18 protein-coding genes and 2 tRNA genes are annotated in these 22,011 nt (G+C 32.3%); 11 read left to right on the top strand and 9 right to left on the bottom strand.

Features of this window, described 5'->3' with window-relative positions:
- The first annotated feature begins 208 nt into the window (after positions 1 to 208).
- Positions 209 to 1,003 (top strand): DUF2797 domain-containing protein, encoded by a 795-nt coding sequence (locus MW871_RS09495; protein ID WP_188048841.1) that lies wholly within the window; start codon positions 209 to 211, stop codon positions 1,001 to 1,003.
- A 54-nt stretch (positions 1,004 to 1,057) separates the two neighbouring features.
- Here the strand turns inward: MW871_RS09495 and MW871_RS09490 are convergent, their stop codons facing one another.
- Together MW871_RS09490 and sppA are read right to left on the bottom strand one after the other, a co-directional pair.
- Entirely contained in the window at positions 1,058 to 3,685 is a 2,628-nt protein-coding gene (locus MW871_RS09490) for an AsmA-like C-terminal region-containing protein (RefSeq protein WP_248428361.1), read from the bottom strand.
- 187 nt (positions 3,686 to 3,872) lie between these two features.
- Positions 3,873 to 5,633, bottom strand: a complete 1,761-nt coding sequence (gene sppA / locus MW871_RS09485; RefSeq protein WP_248428360.1) for a signal peptide peptidase SppA — start codon at positions 5,631 to 5,633, stop codon at positions 3,873 to 3,875.
- Between the two features lie 136 nt (positions 5,634 to 5,769).
- On the opposite strand from sppA, the gene folK reads away from it, so the two are divergent.
- Positions 5,770 to 6,906 carry a 2-amino-4-hydroxy-6-hydroxymethyldihydropteridine diphosphokinase gene (folK, locus tag MW871_RS09480; RefSeq protein WP_248428359.1) on the top strand — a complete coding sequence of 379 codons (1,137 nt, stop codon included), beginning with the start codon at positions 5,770 to 5,772 and terminating at the stop codon, positions 6,904 to 6,906.
- A 22-nt stretch (positions 6,907 to 6,928) separates the two neighbouring features.
- Here folK and MW871_RS09475 read toward each other — a convergent pair whose 3' ends face one another.
- Positions 6,929 to 7,477 carry an RNA methyltransferase gene (locus MW871_RS09475; RefSeq protein WP_248428358.1) on the bottom strand — a complete coding sequence of 183 codons (549 nt, stop codon included), beginning with the start codon at positions 7,475 to 7,477 and terminating at the stop codon, positions 6,929 to 6,931.
- 69 nt (positions 7,478 to 7,546) lie between these two features.
- On the bottom strand, positions 7,547 to 7,999 hold the full coding sequence (locus MW871_RS09470) for a DUF1573 domain-containing protein (RefSeq protein WP_248428357.1): 453 nt from the start codon (positions 7,997 to 7,999) through the stop codon (positions 7,547 to 7,549).
- A 167-nt stretch (positions 8,000 to 8,166) separates the two neighbouring features.
- On the opposite strand from MW871_RS09470, the gene mutS reads away from it, so the two are divergent.
- From mutS to MW871_RS09450, 4 genes are all read left to right on the top strand, one after another.
- Complete coding sequence (gene mutS, locus MW871_RS09465) at positions 8,167 to 10,773, top strand: DNA mismatch repair protein MutS (protein ID WP_248428356.1); 2,607 nt, start codon at positions 8,167 to 8,169, stop codon at positions 10,771 to 10,773.
- Positions 10,774 to 10,921: 148 nt separating this feature from the next.
- A tRNA-Gly gene (locus MW871_RS09460) sits at positions 10,922 to 10,997 on the top strand.
- 11 nt (positions 10,998 to 11,008) lie between these two features.
- Positions 11,009 to 11,094: transfer RNA gene (locus MW871_RS09455), tRNA-Leu, on the top strand.
- Between the two features lie 270 nt (positions 11,095 to 11,364).
- On the top strand, positions 11,365 to 11,712 hold the full coding sequence (locus MW871_RS09450) for a DUF1508 domain-containing protein (RefSeq protein WP_188048834.1): 348 nt from the start codon (positions 11,365 to 11,367) through the stop codon (positions 11,710 to 11,712).
- A gap of 162 nt (positions 11,713 to 11,874) precedes the next feature.
- Here MW871_RS09450 and MW871_RS09445 read toward each other — a convergent pair whose 3' ends face one another.
- From MW871_RS09445 to MW871_RS09430, 4 genes are all read right to left on the bottom strand, one after another.
- The gene (locus MW871_RS09445) at positions 11,875 to 12,108 is read right to left on the bottom strand and encodes a hypothetical protein (protein WP_188048833.1); all 234 of its coding nucleotides are present in this window, start codon (positions 12,106 to 12,108) and stop codon (positions 11,875 to 11,877) included.
- A 193-nt stretch (positions 12,109 to 12,301) separates the two neighbouring features.
- Positions 12,302 to 14,476 (bottom strand): S46 family peptidase, encoded by a 2,175-nt coding sequence (locus tag MW871_RS09440; RefSeq protein WP_248428355.1) that lies wholly within the window; start codon positions 14,474 to 14,476, stop codon positions 12,302 to 12,304.
- Positions 14,477 to 14,499: 23 nt separating this feature from the next.
- Positions 14,500 to 14,946 carry a GNAT family N-acetyltransferase gene (locus MW871_RS09435; protein ID WP_188048831.1) on the bottom strand — a complete coding sequence of 149 codons (447 nt, stop codon included), beginning with the start codon at positions 14,944 to 14,946 and terminating at the stop codon, positions 14,500 to 14,502.
- The gene (locus tag MW871_RS09430; protein WP_248428354.1) at positions 14,933 to 16,174 is read right to left on the bottom strand and encodes a 3-deoxy-D-manno-octulosonic acid transferase; all 1,242 of its coding nucleotides are present in this window, start codon (positions 16,172 to 16,174) and stop codon (positions 14,933 to 14,935) included. Before MW871_RS09430 ends, MW871_RS09435 begins: the two co-directional genes overlap by 14 nt.
- Positions 16,175 to 16,374: 200 nt before the next feature.
- Between MW871_RS09430 and MW871_RS09425 the strand changes: the two genes are divergently transcribed.
- The 4 genes from MW871_RS09425 to MW871_RS09410 all read left to right on the top strand — a co-directional run bounded on the left by MW871_RS09425 (position 16,375) and on the right by MW871_RS09410 (position 19,157).
- Positions 16,375 to 17,535 carry a DegT/DnrJ/EryC1/StrS family aminotransferase gene (locus MW871_RS09425; protein ID WP_345799455.1) on the top strand — a complete coding sequence of 387 codons (1,161 nt, stop codon included), beginning with the start codon at positions 16,375 to 16,377 and terminating at the stop codon, positions 17,533 to 17,535.
- A gap of 27 nt (positions 17,536 to 17,562) precedes the next feature.
- Positions 17,563 to 18,576: a UDP-glucose 4-epimerase GalE gene (galE, locus tag MW871_RS09420; protein ID WP_210644556.1), complete on the top strand. Its 1,014-nt coding sequence runs from the start codon at positions 17,563 to 17,565 to the stop codon at positions 18,574 to 18,576.
- Positions 18,577 to 18,666: 90 nt separating this feature from the next.
- Positions 18,667 to 18,852 carry a hypothetical protein gene (locus MW871_RS09415; protein ID WP_188048827.1) on the top strand — a complete coding sequence of 62 codons (186 nt, stop codon included), beginning with the start codon at positions 18,667 to 18,669 and terminating at the stop codon, positions 18,850 to 18,852.
- A complete protein-coding gene (locus tag MW871_RS09410) occupies positions 18,840 to 19,157 on the top strand; it encodes a hypothetical protein (RefSeq protein ID WP_188048826.1) in 318 nt (105 codons plus the stop codon). The genes MW871_RS09415 and MW871_RS09410 overlap by 13 nt, the downstream gene beginning before the upstream one ends.
- A gap of 87 nt (positions 19,158 to 19,244) precedes the next feature.
- Here the strand turns inward: MW871_RS09410 and fabD are convergent, their stop codons facing one another.
- The gene (gene fabD, locus MW871_RS09405; protein WP_188048825.1) at positions 19,245 to 20,117 is read right to left on the bottom strand and encodes an ACP S-malonyltransferase; all 873 of its coding nucleotides are present in this window, start codon (positions 20,115 to 20,117) and stop codon (positions 19,245 to 19,247) included.
- 214 nt (positions 20,118 to 20,331) lie between these two features.
- Here fabD and MW871_RS09400 point away from each other — a divergent pair, with 214 nt between their 5' ends.
- Positions 20,332 to 21,975 (top strand): hypothetical protein, encoded by a 1,644-nt coding sequence (locus MW871_RS09400; protein WP_248428352.1) that lies wholly within the window; start codon positions 20,332 to 20,334, stop codon positions 21,973 to 21,975.
- Positions 21,976 to 22,011: the final 36 nt, after the last annotated feature.

The following is a 22,011-nucleotide window of genomic DNA, read 5'->3' as shown; positions in this document are numbered from 1 at the left end:
TTTAGAGTAACGATTGTTAATTTAAGATTTGAATATCGATTGACAAATACTAACTTTGTCAAAGTATCAAAAATAGTGTTTTTTTATAAAAAACACTTCTATATTGTACTAAAGATTGAATATCACAATTACAAAAGAACATATTGTGTTCTACAAAGTGAGTTTAAATCATAAGTTTACTTTCATTCAACAACTATAAATAATCGCAATGACTTACGAAGGTGTTCTAACCAAAATGCAAACCGAATTTGGAAATCCAATACAATATTACTTGGTTTTCGAAAATAGTTTTCTAAATGTTAATCAATTATTGGATAAAAATATAGAGATTAACTTTGTGGGTTACCAATGTTTGAATTGTGGTAAAAAGAAAAAAATATTTCGTCAAGGTTTTTGCTATGATTGCTTTTATTCAAGTGCTTCGGTTGGAGATTGGATTATGAAACCGGAATTAAGCACGGCTCATTTGGGTATTGCCGACAGAGATTTAGCCTATGAAGAGAAAGTACAGTTGCAGCCACACATTGTGTATCTAGCTTTGTCAAGTGAAGTGAAAGTAGGTGTAACTAGAAAAACTCAAATGCCCACACGATGGATTGATCAAGGCGCTAATGAAGCGATTTCTATTGTTGAAGTTCCCAATCGATATTTGGCTGGAATTACAGAAGTTGCCTTGAAGAATCATTATGCCGATAAAACGAATTGGAGAAAAATGCTAACTAATTCAGTAGAACATGTAGATTTGATTGCAGAAAGATTGAAGTTAGAAAAATTAATTCCAACAGAAGTGCAAGAATATTTCTTTAGTCAAAAAAATGATCTGTATGAAATGCATTATCCTGTTTTAGAATATCCAACGAAAGTGGCTAGTTTAAGTTTAGATAAAACACCACAATTTCAAGGAAAATTAAAAGGTATAAAAGGGCAGTATTTAATTTTTGATGACGGAACTGTATTCAATGTTCGTAGTTCAGAAGGATATATTGTAAACATAAACGTATAAAAAAAAGGCTAAAAAGTAATTTACTTTTTAGCCTTTTTTAAAATAACTCAATTTTTAATTCACCTTTGTTGTATCGGCTACTTTTTTCTTTTTATTGAAAAAACCATTCAATACATCAGCTGCTTTCTTTTTTACCTCTTCATTTACTTTTGCTTTTACTTCCTCTTTTGTTGCCGGAATAACTGTTTTAACGGTATCTCCAGGTTTTTTGTTTTTATTTAACAAATCTGTCAATGCTGAGGTTCCTTGTTTTACTAAACGATCCTTTTGCTGATTCACTAATTGTGTTGTAAGTTTAGTTACGGCACTGTTAATGTCGGTTGTAATCTTGGGATTTGTAAAATTACCTACTAACATGGCGGTTACAGGAAAGCTTTCTATTTTTGCTGCATCTGCTGGTGCTAATTTTGCAATTAAAGCATTTACCTCTGAACCTAAATATTTTGCAGGAACATCAAACTTTAAGTTATAATTCATAGTTTGGTCAAAGCCATGTGTTCCGCCTATTGTTGCTTTTATATCTTGATATTTTATGTCAAAAGGTTTTACATTTACTTTTCCATCTTTGAAAGTAATAGCAGCTTTGATGTCATTCAAGTTAATTTTACTTACATCAATAAATTTAATATTAGAACTCAATGCTGTCAATAAAGTTGAATTGCTAGAGTTTACAGTGGTAGAAAGTAGTTGCCCTAATAAATCACCAGTTATACTTTTTAAATCAGGAGTAAACTCAGTTGCATCAAGATTTCCATTTAATTTAATAGTCGAATTTAATTTTCCATTCACAATTCCTGCAATTGGTGCTATTTTTTTCAACATATCCAGTTGGGTAAAAGTCTGAGCAATATCCACTTGATTCAAATTCAAATTCATGTCGAATGTCGGAATTTTTCCTTTAGTCGAAACGTCTCCGCTCAAACCGATTGTACCACCAAATATGGAAGTTTTTACGTTTTCTAAAGTTACTTTTTCATCTTTTACGATCAGTTTTCCAGAAACATCTTTCAGGGTTAAATTGTCATATAAAACCGTAGTCGCTTTTGCGGTAAGCGTACAATTTAAGAAAGCAGGAATTTTCATTGCTTCTGCTTTTTTAGCATCGGTTTTAGACTCTTCTCCTTTAGTCATAAAATCATCAACAGCTAATTGTTTCGAGTTCATAAAGAAATTTCCTTTTAATTCTTGGTTTCTGAATATAAAACCATAGAAATTCTCTAGAATTCCTGTTACACTAATGTCGCTTTTTCCAGTAGTGGCATCAAATTGTTTCAAGTTAACTTGACTTGGGTTAAATTGAACCAACGCAGTACTAATATTCATGGTTTTTCCGTTCTCATCTGCGTATTTAAAACCAGATAAGCTCATTGTTCCCGCATTATTAATGTTTTGATATTGACTCTTCTCAACCGATTCCATATCAAATTTAGTCGTAACATCAGCTTTTAAAATTCCAGATAAAGGTTTGTCTAATTTAACAGGATACGCTTTTGTTAAATTAGCCAAGTTTATGGTTCCTTTTAATGCAGCATCAACGATTGCGTTCTGCGTAACATTTGTAATCTTTGCTTTTGCATTAAAAACATCTTGGTCTATTCTAAAAGATAGCTGACCAATGTTTACGTAAGTGTCATTTAGAATTCCTGTTTCATTTATGATTTTAGTATCAATAATTATATTTTCAACTGTTTTTGGTAAGTCAGGATATTTAAATGAGGCGTTTTTTGAATTAATATCAATATTGAATTTTGGTACACTTGTATCAGAATACAATCCTTTTGCAAATCCTACAACTGTAAAATCACCTGTTGTTTTTACATTGTCTAAACTGGCAGAATAAGCCGCAGGAATTACTCCTAAGAAGTTTTTGAATGAAGAAGTTGGCGTTTTAAATTTCAAATCATAAACTTGACCCGCTTCTACCATTTGAATGAAACCATCAAATTGCAAAGGCAACTGATTAATAAGCGCTTTATTTTCTTTAAAAGTATATTTACTTTTTTCTAAATCAATACCTAAAACTGCATCTAGGGTTAAGGCAACATTTTTCATGTAGTTGACTTTATCCATGTCTAATGAAACTTTTGCAGTTGATTTAGTGACTAAATCTAATTTCTGCGAAGCAAAATCTCCATTTCCTTGATGATTTAAACTATCAATAACCATTTTTATTTTGGATGTTTCATCAAAATAGCGAAATTGAAAATTTTCTACTTTGTAATCTTTAATTTTTAATAATAAAGGATCGCTTTTCCCTTCGTCTTTTGTCTCTTTATTTTTTAGAGCAATATCAAAATTACCAATTCCCTCTTTATTGAAAATGATATTGATTAATCCGTTTTTTGATGAAATTCCATCAATATTAATCGCTTCTTTTTTATCTTTAAATAATTCTTTAATAGACATTTTTAAATTAAGCTCGCCTAATGATACTAGTGTGTCACCTTCAAAAGGAGCTTTGTTTATAATTGCCAATTTGCTGATGGTAACATTAGCACCAGGAAAATTTTTTATTAAGCTTAAATCTACATCCGAAAAGCTAACTTTTGCATCAACTTTTTCGTTGATAGCTTCCGCAATTTTTGCTTTTATCTGATCCTGAAAAAAATAAGGAATAGTAAATAAAGCAATCAGAAAAAGTATGATGAAGGCGCCAATAACTTTTAATATTGTTTTTAACATAATTTAGTTTTGTTTAGATTTATAAGGCAATAATAATGTATGTAATTGTAGCAAAAATAGTAATTATAATTTACTAGTGTCTATTGCATTAGTATTATATCGACTCTAGCTTGATAGGGCTAAAATTAAAATAAAAAAATCCGTTTAAAATTTCTTTCAAACGGATTGTAGTTAAGTAGTATAAAAATTAATTGATATTAATTTCAAAAGGCATTATAGCCTGAACTCCTGATCTAGTTTGCAATCTTTTAATTTCTTGTAAAATGCGATAATTATCTTCTCCAATTTCTTCTTTTATAAAAGTTGCTTTAGAGGTAGCAAAAGGCAAATTAGCTAATAAATCATCCAAATTTTTCTGATACTCTGGATAATTTTGAGTGCTATATTTGGTGATTTTAGCTAAAGAGGCCGCTTTTGCAATAGCATCATTTAGTCCGCCAATTTTATCTACCAAACCAATTTTTAACGCTTCGGAACCTGTCCAAACTCTACCTTGTGCAATAGCATCTACTTGGTCAAATGTCATTTTTCTACCTTCTGCAACATGCGTTACAAAAGTTTTGTAAATGTGTTCTACACCTTCTAATGTCACTGCTTTAAAATTTTCGTCAATAGGGACAAATGGACTATAATTTGCCGCATTTTCATGCGTTTTAACTTGTTCAGTGTTGATTCCTATTTTAGTTGCTAATGCAGTAAAGTTAGGAAGTACACCAAAAACACCAATAGAACCTGTTATCGTGTTTGCCTCTGCAAAAATGGTATTCGCATTACAAGCAATATAATATCCGCCAGAAGCAGCATAATTACCCATCGAAACCACTATTGGTTTTACTTTCTTGGTTAATTCTATTTCTCTCCAAATCAAATCAGAAGTCAATGCACTTCCTCCTGGACTATCAATACGGAGTACAATTGCTTTAACATTTTTATTTTTTCTGGCTTGTTGTAAAGAACGACGCATAGAACCCTCGCCAATAACGTTTACATCACCTTCGCCACTCATAATTTCTCCTTGTGCGTAAATAATTGCAATTTCATCCTTACTGTCAAAAGACTGAGCTGTTGTGGCTATTTTTTGAGCATAATCGGTTATGTTTACTTTGTTGTAGTCTTCATTTTCAGCAACTTTCAATGCTTTTTTGATAGCGCTGTGGTACACGTCTTCATAAGCGATAATGTCAACTAGTTTTTCTGCCTTTGCCATTTCTGGTGTTCGAGCCAAAAGTCCATTTGCAATTTCATTCAATTTGGTAACTGAAATGTTTCTGCTTTTAGAAATATCAGAAACGACAGAACTCCAAACCGAATTTAGTAATGCTGTAGTTTGTTCTCTATTGGCATCACTCATTTTATTTTCTAAAAAGGGTTCTACTGCGCTTTTGTATTTACCATGACGAATAACTTCCATTTTAAGGCCAGTTTTTTCTTGAAAGTCTTTGAAAAACATAATTTCTGCCGAGAGACCTTTAAAATCCATATCGCCTACAGGATTTATGTAAATCGTATTGGCAACAGAGTTTAAGTAATATTCTTTTTGTGAATATGAATTAGCATAAGCCATTACAAATTTTCCAGATTTTTTAAAGCTTTCTAGCGCATCTCTAAGTGCTTTGCTTTGTGCCATTCCTAAGGATGAATTGTCATTTAAGATAGATATTCCTTTGATATCAGTATCTGTTTTTGCTTTTTCAATTGAATTAATGATATCAGTTAATCCTATTTTTTTGTTATCTGAAAAGATAGTGACCCAAGGATCTTTATATTTTCCTGTATAGTCATTTTGTATTCTGTCTAAATTCAATTCGATTACGGAGTTGCTTTTTACAGTAACAACTTCAGATTCGCCACCAAAAGCGGCTCCAATAAGTAATATTCCAAAGAAGAACAACATAAAGAATACAAAAATCCCTATGATGGTCGCTAATACATTTCCTAAAAATTTCATATTTGTGTTTTTTTAATAAGTATTCGATGCGCTTAATATGTTACAAATTTAAAGGTTATAATTCTAAAATTAGTTATTAACAAGCTTTATAAAGATGCGACTTATCTAAATTTGTTTTAGTTAATTTGCGGTTAATATGAAATCACAACATCAGGTCATTTTATCGCTAGGGAGTAATCAAGGCAATCGACTGGAAACTATTGAGAACTGTATAGCATTAATTCATCAAGAAATAGGAACTGTAATTAAGGTTTCTAAGTTATACGAAAGTCCTTCTTGGGGTTTTGATAGTGATGCTTTTTACAATTGTGCTTTAATGATGCATACAACAAGTTCTGCTTCTAAAATTTTGTCGCAAGTTCTAAAAGTAGAAAAAAAGTTGGGAAGAGTTCGTGGCGTAGTTCCAGGATATCAATCTAGAATTATTGATGTTGATATTATTGCATTTGATGAAGCAATAATTAATTCTGAAAAGTTACAGATTCCGCATCCTTTGATGCAAGATAGGAAATTTGTTCTATTGCCAATTCGGGATTTAAATCTAGATTGGAAGCATCCTATTTTTAAAAAAAATATTGTAGAATTATTAGAATTTTCTCTTGATGAAAGTGAATGTAAAATAGTTCAAAATTTAAAAAGCCCTTTGGGAAATATTCCTTTAGAGCAATTTAATTATGTTGCTTTTGAAGGGAATATCGGAGCGGGAAAAACAACTTTAGCTACTAAAATTGCAGAGGATTTTAATGCAAAAACTGTTTTAGAACGTTTTGCGGATAACCCTTTTTTACCTAAATTTTATAAAGATCAAAACCGATATGCTTTTCCTTTAGAAATGTCATTCTTAGCAGATCGATACCAACAATTATCAGATGATTTAGCTCAATTTGATTTGTTCAAAGACTTTATAGTTGCAGATTATCATATTTTTAAATCGCTAATTTTTGCTAAAATTACCTTGGCTGATGATGAGTATCGCTTGTATCGCAATCTATTTGATATCATCTATAAAGAAATGCCAAAGCCCGATTTGTATGTTTATTTATATCAAAATTCAGAGCGTTTGCTTCAAAACATAAAAAAAAGAGGACGAAGTTACGAACAAGAAATACCTGCAGATTATCTAGATAAGATTAATAATGGCTATTTGGATTATATAAAATCTCAAACGGAACTAAACGTTTTGATAATTGATGTTTCCGATAGGGATTTCGTTAAAAATCAAGAAGACTACCTTTTTATTTTAGATGAAATTCAAAAGAAAACAAATCAGTAGAAAATATTAATTTTCACATTTTCTAATCTACCTTATTTTCTAACTGCTTGATTTTAAAAAATAAATCCCAAACTACAATTCCGGCACTAACTGAAATGTTTAAAGAATGTTTGGTTCCCAATTGTGGAATTTCAATTGATCCATCACATAGTGCAACTGCTTCCTGAGAAACTCCATAAACCTCATTTCCAAAAACTAAAGCATACTTCTTTTTGTTTTCAACTTTAAAATCCTGAAGAAAAACAGCGCTTTCTACTTGTTCTATAGCGAGCGTCATTACGTTTTCCTTTTTTAAGTTTTCTATAACTTCAAGAACGTTTTGATGATGTTCCCATGCAACTGTTTCTGTAGCTCCAAGAGCCGTTTTATGTATTTCTTTGTTGGGAGGCGTAGCAGTAATGCCACAGAGGTATATTTTTTCGATCAAAAAAGCATCTGCTGTTCTAAAAACAGAACCAATGTTGTGTAAACTACGAATGTCATCTAATATTAAAATAATCGGCGTTTTTTTGGATTCTTTGAAACCTTCAACAGATTTTCGATTTAATTCGCTATTTTCAAGCTTTCTCATATTTTGGGTATTATTCAAAAAAAAAGCTTCCTATTGAAGGGAAGCTTTCTTCTTATTAATTTATATTAGTTAGCTTTTTGCGGCATCAGCTGCTAAAACATTTCCTTTAATTGTAAGTACTTTAGTTGGTTCAACAGCGTTAGTTGTCAAAGTTACTGTTTTATTAAATGATTGTCCTGCTCTAGAAGTATCATACTTTACTCCAATAACTCCTTTTGCTCCTGGAGCAATTGGTTCTCTTGGATAAGTAGGAACTGTACAACCACATGAACCTTGTGCATTAGTAATGATTAATGGTTTGTTTCCGTTGTTAGTAAATATAAATTCACGTTTACCATCAGAATTATAAGCAACAGTTCCGTAATCAATAGTTTCTGTTTGAAAAACCATTCCTGCACCTTCAATTTTTGCAACTGCTGTAGTTTTAGCTTTGATTTTCTTAGGTGCTTTTGAAGTTTCTTGAGCGTTAGAAGCCGTAACTCCTACAACTAGTAATAATGCTAGTGTAATTATCTTTTTCATTTTATTTGTTTTTTTTAATTGGTTTGACAAATTTAAAGAAAAAATCATGCCAATAGCTTAATTTCATCTTAAAAATCATTAATATTTTTTTGGATCTTTAATAATTGACTATAAATCTATAAATTCGCTCACAGAATTTTTTTCATTCATTTTTAAAATAAAGTAAGTTGGCATCTAAAGATAAATTGGTTAAGGAAACGCCTTTAATGAAGCAGTATAACGAGATTAAACGAAAGTATCCTGATGCTTGTTTGTTGTTTCGTGTTGGGGATTTTTATGAGACTTTTGGTGATGATGCAGTACGGGCTTCAAAGATTTTAGGTATTACTCTAACCAAACGTGGAGCAGGTTCAGAAACAGAGACTGCCTTGGCTGGTTTTCCGCACCACTCTATAAACACCTATTTGCCAAAACTAGTCAAAGCAGGACTTCGTGTAGCAATTTGCGATCAGCTAGAAGATCCCAAAATGACTAAAACAATAGTTAAGAGAGGAGTTACTGAGCTTGTTACCCCTGGTGTTTCTATGAATGATGAGGTTTTACAGTCTAAAACAAATAACTTTTTGGCTGCTATTTTCTTTGCCAATAAATCAATAGGAATCTCTTTTTTGGATGTATCTACAGGTGAATTCTTAACGGCTCAAGGAAACGCAGAATATATAGATAAGCTGTTACAGAATTTTAATCCTAGTGAGGTTTTAATTCCAAAAAATAATAAGAATGATTTCCGAGAAACTTTTGGAGAGGATTACCATAGTTTTTATTTAGAAGATTGGATCTATAAGGAAGATTATGCTTTTGAAACCTTAACAAAGCATTTTCAAACCGTTTCTTTGAAAGGGTTTGGAGTAGAAGATCTTAAAGAGGGCGTTGTTGCCTCGGGAGCAATTTTATATTATCTTTCTGAAACGCAACACAATAGAGTGCAACACATTACGAGTATTCAGCGCATTGCCGAAGACGCTTATGTTTGGATGGATCGTTTTACAATTCGTAATCTCGAATTATATCACAGTTACAATCCAAATGCTGTTACTTTGTTGGATGTTATTGATAAAACGCTTTCGCCAATGGGAGGCCGCTTGCTAAAAAGGTGGTTGGCTCTGCCCTTGAAAGATAGTGTTAAAATAAAAAGTCGTCATGAGGTGGTTTCTTATTTGAAAGCCAATCAAGATGTTTTAAAGAATATTCAAAATCAAATCAAACAAATATCTGATTTAGAACGTTTAATTTCTAAAATAGCAGCCGGAAAAGTATCTCCTCGTGAGGTGGTTTATCTAAAAGAATCATTGGATGCTATTATTCCGATTAAAGATTTAGCCTTGCAAAGTCCGCAAGAAGCAGTAAAAATTATTGGTGATAGTTTGCATAGTTGCGAATTGTTGCGTGAGAAAATAAAAACGGTATTGAATCAAGATGCTCCGGTAGCTATTGCTAAAGGAAATGCTATTGCTAAAGGCGTTCATGCAGAATTGGATGATTTGCGCGCTATATCAACTTCTGGTAAGGAATTCTTAGACGGAATTGAAAAAAGAGAATCTCTAGCAACGGGAATTTCTTCACTAAAAATCTCCTTTAATAATGTTTTTGGCTATTATATAGAAGTGAGAAACATGCATAAGGATAAAGTTCCAGCGGAATGGATTCGCAAGCAAACTTTAGTTAATGCTGAGCGTTACATTACGGAAGAGCTTAAAGAATACGAAACAAAAATACTAGGAGCTGAAGAGAAAATTCATAAAATTGAAGCAGAGTTGTTCGAGCAATTGGTTGGTTGGATTGCTACTTATATTAAGCCAGTCCAGATGAATGCAAACTTGGTAGCGCAGTTGGATTGCTTGTGTTCTTTTACGCAACTCGCCATAGAAAATAATTACGTTTGCCCAGAATTAGATGAGACATTCGAACTAGAAATTAAAAACGGAAGACATCCTGTTATCGAAAAACAATTGCCGGTAGGTACTCCGTATATTGCCAATGATGTTTTCTTGGATAGAGAAACCCAACAGCTTATTATGATTACCGGTCCTAATATGTCTGGTAAGTCGGCTATTTTGCGTCAAACTGCCTTAATAGTACTGTTGGCTCAAATGGGAAGTTTTGTTCCTGCAGAGAGTGTTAGAATGGGTATTGTTGATAAGATATTTACTAGAGTAGGAGCGAGTGATAATATCTCGATGGGTGAATCTACTTTTATGGTCGAAATGAATGAAACGGCTTCAATTTTGAATAATATTTCAGATAGAAGTTTGGTATTGTTAGATGAGATCGGAAGAGGAACTAGTACCTATGACGGAATTTCTATTGCTTGGGCAATTGCAGAGTTTTTGCATGAGCATCCTTCAAGACCTAAAACCTTGTTTGCTACCCATTACCACGAATTGAATGAAATGAGTGAATCTTTACCTAGAATTCAAAACTATAACGTGGCAGTAAAGGAACTCAAAGACACTGTTCTTTTTATTCGAAAATTAGTAAAAGGAGGGAGTGCTCATAGTTTTGGAATACATGTGGCGAAAATGGCCGGAATGCCACAAATAGTAATCTTGAAAGCGCAAAAGCTTTTGAAAAAATTAGAGAAAAATCATTCTAGTGATGCCTTAAATGGAATTAAAGAGGCTAAAGACGAAATGCAAATGAGTTTCTTTAATTTAGATGATCCTTTGTTAGAAGAGATAAAAGAAGAGATTTTAAATCTAGATATAAATACCATTACCCCTATGGAGGCCTTGATGAAACTCAATGAAATTAAGAGAATGTTAGTTAGGAAATAATTTTATTGTTTTTAAATAATAGGTTATCAGAAGTTTAGCTTTTTTATTGTATTTTTTTATAAAAAAATCTTGCGTAACTCAATAAAAGTCCTAAATTTGCATCCGCAATACACAACAAGTATTGTGGTTCTTTTAAAGAATTGAAAATGCGAAAATAGCTCAGTTGGTAGAGCGCGACCTTGCCAAGGTCGAGGTCGCGGGTTCGAGCCCCGTTTTTCGCTCCACACCACATAATGCTCGGATGGTGAAATTGGTAGACACGCTGGACTTAAAATCCAGTGAACAGCAATGTTCGTGCGGGTTCAAGTCCCGCTCTGAGTACTAAAAAAGCTTCAAACTATGTTTGGAGCTTTTTTTATTTTATAAAATGACTACTTCAGATTTATTGGTGTAATTCAAAGTAATACAATCTCTATGTTTTATCGTGCCTAGTAAATTACATTAACTAATGTTATAATTAGTTTTTAGCATCAAATGACTGTGTTTTATAGTAGATAAAGAAGTTTATGGGTGATATGTCATAATTTAAAAAATGAAGCGAGTAGTGATGTGTTTATTCGGTTTGATTGTCAAATTTATTTAAAGTAAATTATGGGGGCTTTTGTTATTAGTAGAAGATTTAATGATGAGTATAAATTTGTTTTTACTTCTAGAAAAGGGAAAGTGGTTTTTACTAGTCTCAGTTATGAGCTTAAGTTTGAGTGTGAAGAAGATATTGAAAGATTTAAGCGTGAAATAGAAACAGCAGATTTTTTAAAATTTAAATCCTCAACTGGAAAATTCTATTTTAAACTAATGTTGGATGGCGTTCATTTTGCCACTAGTAGAAAATATACAACTTCATTGCGTTTGCAAAAAGGGATCGATGAAATTGTACGTTATGGATCGGTTTCTGAAATATTAGATTTTTCAGGCAATGATTTTATTTTTCAGGACTAACCTTGTTGTTGATTAATAAAAAAAGAGAATGTCTTTATTAGTAAAGACATTCTCTTTTTTTTTATTAATCACTTTGTTTCTTTATGAAGTCTAGTGATAGGAAATAAAAAAGCCATCTCGCTTAGCGGGATGGCTTTAAAATTTTTAGAATTTAAGTTCTAATTATTTTTTTACTTCAGCAGCAGCTTCAGTAGCAGTAGCAGCAGCATCAGTTGCAACAGCAGCAGCAGAATCAACTACAGTAGCAGCAGAATCAACAACCATAGCAGCAGAATCAACTACCATAGCAGCAGAATCAACAGCGTTAGCAGACTCTTCAGCAGAAGCGTCAGCTTTTTTACATGATACAACAGTTAATACAGCAACAGCAGCTAAACTTAAAAATACTTTTTTCATCTTAATTTATTATAAAAGGTTAATTATTAATTCGTGGCAAAGATATAAATTTTTTAATATGTAAAATATATTTTTATTTTTTTTTTAAAAAATAATATTTTTCACCAACGTTCATTTAAATAGCAATTATTATGCCAGTTGATTAAAAGGTTAAATTAGTTTTTAATATCGCTAATTTAACCCTTTTTTTAATTTATTTTTTACTTAAGGTCTTCTTTTTTAGTGTTTTACCTTGTTTTGGGTGAACTAATTTTAATTCGCTAATTAAGTTTTTAGCACCAGCATATTTGTCCATAATAAATAAAACATATCTTATGTCAACCATTATATTTCTACAAATACTAGGGTCATAATAGATATCGCTCATTGTTCCTTCCCAAACTCGATCAAAATTAAGTCCAATTAAATTCCCATAAGCGTCAATTGCAGGGCTTCCTGAATTTCCTCCTGTAGTATGATTGGTGCCTATAAAATTCACTGGCATTTTTCCATTTTCGCTGTACGGACCGTAATCTTTAGTTTTGTATAAATCAATTAGTTTTGCAGGAACATCAAATTCATAATCTCCAGGAATATACTTTTCCATTACACCGTCTAAATACGTTATTGGTGTATAAAGAGTAGCATCTTTAGGTTCGTATCCTTTTACTTTTCCGTAAGTAACTCTTAAAGTACTATTGGCATCTGGAAAAATACGGCTGTCCGTGTTTAATTCTAATTGTGCTTTCATGTAAGTACGTTGCAATGCGGTGATCTCTAAGTTGATTTCATCATATTTTGGTGCAATCTCTTTAGTGTACTTATCTGATAATTCTTTTACTAAGATAAAAGCGGGATCTGCATTTAAGTTTGCTATTACAGTTTTTGCATCGCCAGAAAGTAATTTTTTCAAGCTGTCGTAATCTTTAAGTTTGGATTTACTATAGATTTCTGAAGCTAAATTTTTAGCATTAATGTTCGTTAATCCTTTTGGTAAAAATTGCTTAGATGATTGATTAGCATACAAATCAATCAATTGTTCAAAAACTTTTTCGTCAACTGTTGCATTAAAGTTTTTATAAAAATCTGCCAAACTACTAATTAAATTAGTTTTTCTGTCGTTGAAAGCTTGTTCGCCTTTAGCGTTATAAACTTGTTCTAATTGGTATAATTTAAATCCGGTGCTAAGCATTTCTGTATTGCGTTGCACTGTCTCCATAAAATATTCTCTTGCAACGGCATAAGGAGCGATTGCAGCATAGTTTTTTTCGAAATCAGCTAATAGTGTTCCGTATTCTTTTTCTTTCCCTGCTTTAACTATTTTTTGTTGAAAAGCTTTCTCTGCTTCTCTTTTTACAGCTACAGCATTTGATTTTTTTAATCCTTGAGTTTCTCCAATCCACTTTTTCCAATAATTAGCAATACTAGCATATTTTGAAGCATACTGAATTTTGATAGCATTGTCTTTTCGCATAAAACCATCAGCAACTTTCAAGGCTTTGTCTCTAATTTCTATTTTTGCTGGATTTAACTCATTTACAATTTGCTCAATTGCAACTGCGGGTAAATACTCATTTGTTTTTCCTGGATAGCCAAATACTAAAGTAAAATCATCTTCGGCTACACCATCAAGTGAAATGGGTAAAAAGTGTTTTGGTGTATAAGGCACGTTGTCTTTTGAGTATTTTGCTGGATGATTATTTTTGTCAGCATAAATTCTGAATAAAGAAAAATCTCCTGTATGACGTGGCCAAACCCAGTTGTCAGTGTCTGATCCAAATTTTCCTATTGAGGTCGGTGGAGCGCCCACCAAACGAACATCCGTAAAAGTTTCTGTTACAAAAAGCATGTATTGATTGCCTTCATAAAATGTACGAATTTTGTTTTCTTGCCAACTTTCCTTTGGTAGAGAGTTGCTTAATGCTGAAATGTTCTCTTGGATTTTTTTCTGTTTTTCTGCTTCATTTGTAAGTGTAGCTGTTCCGTTCAATACAGCTGTCGTTACATCTTCAATTTTTACAATAAATGTTACGGTCAAACCTTCGTTTGGTAATTCGTCCTCCATTTTATAAGCCCAAAAACCATCTGCAAGGTAATCGTGATCTACTGTAGAGTGCGATTGAATTTGAGAATATCCACAATGGTGATTGGTTAGTATTAATCCTTTTGGAGAAATTACTTCAGAAGTACAACCACCGTTAAAATGAGGAACGGCATCTTTCATGCTAGATTGGTTTACATCGTAAATCTCTTTCACAGACATTTTCATGCCTAGATTTTTCATTTCTGTTTCGTTCATGCCTTTTAGTAAGGAAGGAATCCACATACCGCCTTGTTGGGCTTGTGTCTGAATAACAAATAATAATAGGAATAGTTTTAAAAATTTCATGTTTATATATTTAGTTTGCAATTTTACTTGATTTTGTGGGCCATTAATTTTCGATTATGCAATTCAAAACCGTTGGCAATATACAATTTTTGTGCATTTTGATTGTGATTTTCTATTTCTAAGTAGATTAATTTTAATCCCAATTCTGTACTTTTATCCTTAACAAATGATACAGTTTGACCTCCAATTCCTTTGCCTCTAGCTTGTTTGGTTAGGTACAATTCATCTAAAAAAGCAATTTTTCCTTGGTATTCAAAACTGAAAATAAAAGTTAGAATCACATAACCCACAATTTCATCTTCGTTCAAAATAAGCCATGCTTTTCCCAGATTTTCATTGGCAATGAATTCCTTAAATAAAGATTTACTAACTTTTAGGTCAATAGGATAATTGTCTATCGCATAGAAATCCTGCATCAACAACACTATGGTTTCTATATCTGTAGTGACTAATGGTTTAAAATGTATCATTTAAAATATTTTTTAAAATTATAGAAGTAGCCCCTTTATTCATTTGTACAAAAGTTTCGCAAATATGTCCTTTTTCATTCCTAATATCATCATTCCGAATTAGGTTTATAAAGGTTTCTTTTAATTCTTTAGCATTTGTTATAACACTACAACCTTCCATATTGACTAATGCGGTTGCTTCTGGAAAATGAGAATAGTTAGGTCCGATGACAATTGGAACACCAAAAGTAGCTGGTTCTAATAAATTGTGAACACCAGGATTTCCAAAACCTCCACCAACATAAGCAATATCTGCATAGCTATAAATCTTTGTTAGAATGCCAACAGTATCAATAATAAAAACATCAAAATCAGCTAAATTCTGTCCTTCTTTTTCAGTGAATAAAACTGTTTTTTTAGTGATGCTACTCTTTAATTGTTGAATTTGTTCTTTCTTGATGTTGTGTGGCGCAATTATAAATTTAATTTTCATTGCGTTTGAATTGATAAAATCAATCAATAAGTTTTCATCTTTTGGCCAAGAACTTCCTATAACAATTGTGGTTTTGTTGTCTTTAAATTGAGAAATGAAATCTAATGAATTCTCTTTTTCTAAAATGGTAGCCACTCTGTCAAATCGAGTATCTCCAGAAATTGAAACATTTGTTTTGCCTAGACTTTGCAAGAGTTTTTTAGACTTTTCGTTTTGTACAAAAAAGTAAGTGAAAGCGTTTAATGCTTCTCTGTAAAAACCACCATACCATTTAAAAAAAAGTTGCTTTTCTCTTAATATTCCAGAAATTAAATAAGTCTTTGTATTTCGTTTTTTAAGCCCCGCTAAATAATTGGGCCAATATTCGTATTTGATAAAAAAAACTAAATCGGGTTGCACTAATTCTAAAAATCTATCCGCATTTTTCTTGGTGTCTAATGGAAGATAAACTGTTACATCTGCTACAGAGTTGTTTTTTCGAACCTCATAACCAGAAGGCGAGAAAAAAGTAAGAATGATTTTATGAGACGGAAATTGTTTTTTTACAGCTTCTATAACAGGTAAACCTTGTTCGTATTCGCCCAAAGAAGCGGCATGAAACCAAATTGTTTGATCGGATTGATTTATTTTTTGTTGCAATGTTAAAAAAACATCTTTTCGTCCTTCTACAAAAAGTTTAATTTTAGGACTGAAAATGGCTGTGATTTTTAATAAAAAACCAGCAAATTGAACCACTAAGTTATAGAGAAAAAGCATCTTTTAGAATTTGGGGCTAAAATACGGTTTCTTTATTTTAGTTTCTTCGAATGAAATGCTTAAAATTTATTTTGTTACAGCTTCACTTTTTTATTTCATCAAAATAGAATTTATTTTAAGTGGTGTTCATTGGTTTGAACTCAATAATAACTATTTTTGTTCTTCGTTTTTAGAAAGAGTTCGTTGTTTTTAAAAACAGTATCCTTTCGAACTTTAAACAAGCAAAATCAATGAAAAAAATTCAAATGGTTGACTTAAAAAGTCAATACGATAAGATAAAAGAAAGTGTAAATAGTTCAATTCAAGAAGTTTTAGAAACCAATACTTATATTAATGGACCTCAAGTTCATCAGTTTCAAAAATCTCTAGAAAATTATTTAGAAGTAAAACACGTAATTCCATGCGCAAACGGAACCGATGCTTTGCAAATTGCAATGATGGGTCTAGATTTAAAACCAGGAGATGAGGTAATTACTGCCGATTTTACTTTTGCTGCTACTGTTGAGGTTATAGCCTTGCTACAATTGACACCCGTTTTAGTAGATGTTGATTTAGTTAACATGAATATCTCTATTGAAGGAATCAAAAAAGCCATTACTCCAAAAACAAAAGCCATTGTACCGGTTCATTTATTTGGTCGTGCGGCTAATATGGAAGCTATTATGGCTCTTGCCAAAGAACATAATTTATATGTAATTGAAGATAACGCGCAAGCAATTGGTGCTAATTGCAAGTTTTCTGACGGAACAAAAAAGAAAGCTGGAACGATAGGTCATGTTGGTGCAACTTCGTTCTTTCCTTCTAAAAATCTTGGTTGTTATGGAGACGGAGGTGCTATTTTTACTAATGATGATGCTTTAGCACATAAATTACGTGGAATTGTAAATCACGGAATGTACGAACGCTACCACCATGATGTTGTAGGTGTAAATTCTCGTTTAGATAGTATTCAAGCAGCTGTTCTGAATGCTAAATTACCTTTATTAGACCAATACAACAAAGCAAGACAAGACGCCGCTAGAAAATATTCAGCCGCTTTTGAAGGACATAAAAATATCATTTCACCAACGATTTGTGATATTTGTGATTGTCACGTTTTTCATCAATATACATTGCGTATTATTGCGGCAGATAGAAATGGATTAATGCAGCATTTATTAGACAAAGGAATTCCATGTGCTATTTATTATCCAATTCCATTACATTCTCAAAAAGCTTATTTAGATACGCGTTACAAAGAAGAAGATTTTCCAGTAACGAATCAATTGGTGCAAGAAGTGTTATCATTGCCAATGCATACGGAATTAGATGATGAACAAATTAAATACATTACAGATAGCGTTTTAGAATTTTTAAAATAGATTCTTGAAGCAAAATAATTAATAAAAATGAAGGTATTAGTAACAGGAGGTTTAGGTTTTATTGGTTCTCATACCGTAGTTGAATTGCAAAACGAAGGTTTTGAGGTTGTTGTTGTAGATAACCTTTCTAATACTTCTTTGAGTGTTTTAGATGGAATTGAAAAAATTACAGGCAAAAAGCCCATTTTTGAAAATTTAGATTTACGCGAAAAAGAGAAAGTACAAGATTTTTTCAAAAGGAATAGTGATATATCTGGTGTAATTCATTTTGCAGCTTCAAAAGCGGTAGGTGAAAGTGTTGAAGATCCTTTGTTGTATTATGAAAATAACATCAGTGCACTGATTTATGTGTTACAACAATTACAACAAAAACCCGAAGCCAATTTTATTTTCAGTTCTTCTTGTACGGTTTACGGTCAAGCCGAAAAGATGCCAATTACGGAGGATGCAGCACTTCAACAGGCCGTTTCTCCTTATGGAAATACAAAAGCGGTAGGAGAAGAAATCATAACTGATACCGCAAAAGTGACCAATATTAATGCTATTTTGTTGCGTTATTTTAATCCTATTGGTTCCCATCCATCTGCTGAAATTGGTGAATTGCCTATTGGTGTTCCTCAAAACTTAGTACCATTTATTACTCAAACAGGTTTTGGATTGCGAAAAGAATTGGCTGTGTACGGCGACGATTATCCAACACCAGACGGAACGGCTATTCGTGATTATATTCACGTTGTAGATTTGGCGAAAGCCCATGTAATAGCTTTACAGCGTTTAATAAACAAAAAAAACACAGCAAAAGTAGAAACCTTTAATTTAGGAACAGGAACAGGAAGTTCTGTTTTAGAAGTGATAAATAGTTTTGAAAAAGTGAGCGGTAAAAAATTGCCATACAAAATTGTAGGACGCAGAGAAGGAGATATTACTTCGGCTTACGCCAATACGGACAAGGCAAATAATGTTCTAGGTTGGAAAGCACAATCTACGCTTGAAGAAGCGATGGCAAGTGCTTGGAAATGGGAACAGAAAATTAGAGGTTAGATTTTTAAATTGATATTTATTAAAGATCCCAAATTATCAAAATGATGGTTTGGGATTTTTTTGTAAATTTGTTTCGCTAATACATTCATTATGAACGATAAAATAGAAAATTCAAACAAAGCGGAAGAACCAATTACGGCTTACAAAACTACTTTAAAACAAAAGGGTATTGGAGAAAATTTCGATTTTGATAAGGAATTCAAAAATGGATATACACCTGAAGAGCTTTTATCAGAAATGAAGAAACGAATAAGTAAGTATCCTTGGAAAAAATAATTTATAAAAATGATATTTTAGATTATTTCGATGATTTAGTATTTTTATTATTCAATAAAAAATACTTTTCTTATCAAGAAAATGCAGACAAGTATTTAGAAAAATTAATACAATTTGTTTCTGATAATATAAGAGACTTTCCAAATCGGAAAACTCCGCAAGAATTAAAATATCTTGGTTCAAATTATATTTTTTACAACTCTAATAAACGAACCACTTGGTATGTTTTTTTCGAAAATTCTGGCAAAAATTATTTGATTACTGGAATATTAAATAATCATTGCGAAGAAGCGAATAGATTATAAAACAAAAATCCTCATAAAAATGTATTTATGAGGATTTTTTATTTTAAAATAGACTGACCCATAAAAACGGATCACTGTTAACTAATATTATGCATTCGCGGTAACCGCTTCTTTGTCAATTTTTCCAATTAAACCGGCTAATACTTTTCCAGGGCCCACTTCTGTAAATAAAGTGGCGCCATCAGCGATCATTTGCTGTACCGATTGTGTCCATTTTACGGGAGCAGTCAATTGGATTATTAAGTTTTTCTTGATTTCCTCTGGTGATGAAATTGCTGTTGCAGTTACATTTTGATAAACGGGGCAAATAGGAGTAGAGAACGTAGTTGCTTCAATAGCTGCCGCCAGTTCTTCTCTTGCTGGTTCCATCATAGGCGAGTGAAATGCTCCGCCTACAGGTAATAATAAAGCTCTTTTTGCACCAGCTGTTTTCATGGCTTCACACGCTTTTTCAACTGCTGACGTTTCACCAGAAATTACTAATTGTCCAGGACAGTTATAGTTTGCTGCTACTACAACACCGTCAATCGAAGCGCAAACTTCTTCTACGATATTGTCTGCTAATCCTAAAACTGCTGCCATTGTTGAAGGCTTAATTTCGCAAGCTTTTTGCATAGCAAGTGCTCTTTTTGAAACTAATTTAAGACCATCTTCAAAAGATAAAGTACCATTGGCAACTAAAGCTGAAAATTCACCTAATGAATGACCTGCTACCATTTCTGGTTTAAAATCTTCTAATGTTTTTGCTAAAATTACTGAGTGCAAGAAAACTGCTGGTTGCGTAACCTTAGTCTCTTTTAATTCTTCTGCAGTTCCCTCAAACATAATGTCTGTGATGCGGAAACCTAATATTTCGTTTGCTTTTTCAAACAATTCTTTTGCTAGTGGAGAATTCTCATATAAGTCTTTGCCCATTCCTGTGAATTGTGCGCCTTGACCCGGGAATACATATGCTTTCATATTTATCTTTTTATTGTTTACCAATTTCTTCTATTAAAAAGGAATCAAATGCAAAAATACTATTTTTTACCCTATTTAAAAAAATCTCTTTTGTTTACCTTAAGGAATTAAAAATAGCAATATTCATGACAGAATGCTTGGTCCTTGTAATTCTGTCAGCAATTTTTGTAACATATCTTTAACTTTTATACTAATGAAGTATAAAAAGAAAGTCATGAAAAAAATTCTATCCGTTATAGCACTTGCTATTGTAGCCTTCATATTATTTTACATCAATTTGCCAGTAATAAACTATGGTTTTACTGGATTTGCTTTTATTTTATTAGTATTGGTTATGCTAGTTATTGTATATTCTAGTGGTTTAACGGTTTCAGAAAAAACAAAGCAGGTAAAGCTTGCAGCTATGCCAAGTAAGTATTTATATGTTCTAGTAGGATTAATTTTAGCATATTGTATTTTATTACCACTTATTACTAGTACGAAAATGTTGCGAACTGATTCCTTTCAAAAATTGATAGGAGAAGTTAAAGACGGACAAAAAATTACAAATCATATTGCACCAATTTCTATAGATAAAATCCGAGTGGTCGATGAAAAATTAGCGTATTTGCTGGGAGAAAAGATATTGGGTTCACAGCCAGCGTTAGGGAGTCAAGTGGAGTTAGGTGATTTTTGCATTCAAAAAGTAGGTAGCGAGCTCTATTGGATCGCTCCATTATTGCACTCTGGACTTTTAAAATGGTTTAATAATCAAGAGGGAACTGCAGGATACGTAATGGTTTCTGCAACCAATGAGCGTGATGTAAAATTAGTGCAACATGTGGCCGGAAAAGCTATAAAAATTAAGTATCAACCCGGAGCTTATTTTGGAAGTGAATTGCACCGACATGTATATTTTAATGGATTTGTAACCGTAGGTTTAACTGATTTTAGTTTTGAAATTGATGACGAAGGAAACCCGTTTTGGGTAATCACTAAGTATGCTAAAAAAATTGGTTTTGCGGGAAAAGATGCCACGGGAGTTATTGTAGTTGATGCGCAATCAGGTGCTATTAATGAATATTCAATTGCTAAAACACCGCAATGGGTAGATAGAATCCAACCTTTAGATTTTATTGAAAATCAATTGAATTATTGGGGAAAATATGTACATGGGTATTGGAACTTATCTAATGCTGATAAATTGCAAACGACTGAAGGTTTGACTTTAGTATACGGAAAAGACAACAAATCGTATTGGTACACCGGATTAACATCAGTAGGAAAAGATGAATCAGCGGTAGGTTTTGTATTGGTAGATACTAGAACAAAAGAAGCGACCTTTTATAAGCAAAGTGGAGCGACAGAATTTGCTGCTCAAAGTTCAGCCGAAGGGAAAGTTCAAGAAAAAGGATATAAAGCTTCGCTGCCTATTCCGTATAACATCAATAATATACCTGCTTATGTGATGACGCTTAAAGATGATGGAGGTTTGGTAAAAATGTTTGCTATGGTTGATATTTCCGATTATACAATTGTTGGAGTAGGAAATACGATGAGAGAAACATTGACCGCTTTTAAAAACGTCTATAATATGGCGGATAACAAGATAAATCCCAATAGTGTCTCTAATAAAAAAACAGTAAAATCAGTAGTTACTCGAATTCAAAATGATGTTAAAAACGGAAATAGCTTTTATTATTTTAAAGTGAAAGATTATCCTAATATTTTCGTGGGTTCTTCTCAAATATCAAGTCAGTTGCCCGTAACAATTATCGGAGATAGTATTTCAGTTTCCTTTGATTTAGATTTAGAAGAAATAATTGATATTTCAACATTCGAAAATATTAATCTAAAATCGAGTATGAAAAAGAAGTAGTAAAAAGAAAGGCTTGCAGTATTTATTGCAAGCCTT

Source organism: Flavobacterium pygoscelis (genome assembly GCF_023162025.1).
In the GTDB taxonomy this organism is placed as follows: domain Bacteria; phylum Bacteroidota; class Bacteroidia; order Flavobacteriales; family Flavobacteriaceae; genus Flavobacterium; species Flavobacterium pygoscelis.
This window is presented reverse-complemented; position numbering and strand designations above follow the sequence as displayed.

Bases quoted from the DNA above. Each gene is read 5' to 3' on its own strand.
- MW871_RS09495 (WP_188048841.1), top strand. From the start codon at position 209: ATGACTTACGAAGGTGTTCTAACCAAAATGCAAACCGAATTTGGAAAT.
- MW871_RS09490 (WP_248428361.1), bottom strand. From the start codon at position 3,685: ATGTTAAAAACAATATTAAAAGTTATTGGCGCCTTCATCATACTTTTT.
- sppA (WP_248428360.1), bottom strand. From the start codon at position 5,633: ATGAAATTTTTAGGAAATGTATTAGCGACCATCATAGGGATTTTTGTA.
- folK (WP_248428359.1), top strand. From the start codon at position 5,770: ATGAAATCACAACATCAGGTCATTTTATCGCTAGGGAGTAATCAAGGC.
- MW871_RS09475 (WP_248428358.1), bottom strand. From the start codon at position 7,477: ATGAGAAAGCTTGAAAATAGCGAATTAAATCGAAAATCTGTTGAAGGT.
- MW871_RS09470 (WP_248428357.1), bottom strand. From the start codon at position 7,999: ATGAAAAAGATAATTACACTAGCATTATTACTAGTTGTAGGAGTTACG.
- MW871_RS09450 (WP_188048834.1), top strand. From the start codon at position 11,365: ATGGGGGCTTTTGTTATTAGTAGAAGATTTAATGATGAGTATAAATTT.
- MW871_RS09445 (WP_188048833.1), bottom strand. From the start codon at position 12,108: ATGAAAAAAGTATTTTTAAGTTTAGCTGCTGTTGCTGTATTAACTGTT.
- MW871_RS09440 (WP_248428355.1), bottom strand. From the start codon at position 14,476: ATGAAATTTTTAAAACTATTCCTATTATTATTTGTTATTCAGACACAA.
- MW871_RS09435 (WP_188048831.1), bottom strand. From the start codon at position 14,946: ATGATACATTTTAAACCATTAGTCACTACAGATATAGAAACCATAGTG.
- MW871_RS09430 (WP_248428354.1), bottom strand. From the start codon at position 16,174: ATGCTTTTTCTCTATAACTTAGTGGTTCAATTTGCTGGTTTTTTATTA.
- galE (WP_210644556.1), top strand. From the start codon at position 17,563: ATGAAGGTATTAGTAACAGGAGGTTTAGGTTTTATTGGTTCTCATACC.
- MW871_RS09415 (WP_188048827.1), top strand. From the start codon at position 18,667: ATGAACGATAAAATAGAAAATTCAAACAAAGCGGAAGAACCAATTACG.
- fabD (WP_188048825.1), bottom strand. From the start codon at position 20,117: ATGAAAGCATATGTATTCCCGGGTCAAGGCGCACAATTCACAGGAATG.
- MW871_RS09400 (WP_248428352.1), top strand. From the start codon at position 20,332: ATGAAAAAAATTCTATCCGTTATAGCACTTGCTATTGTAGCCTTCATA.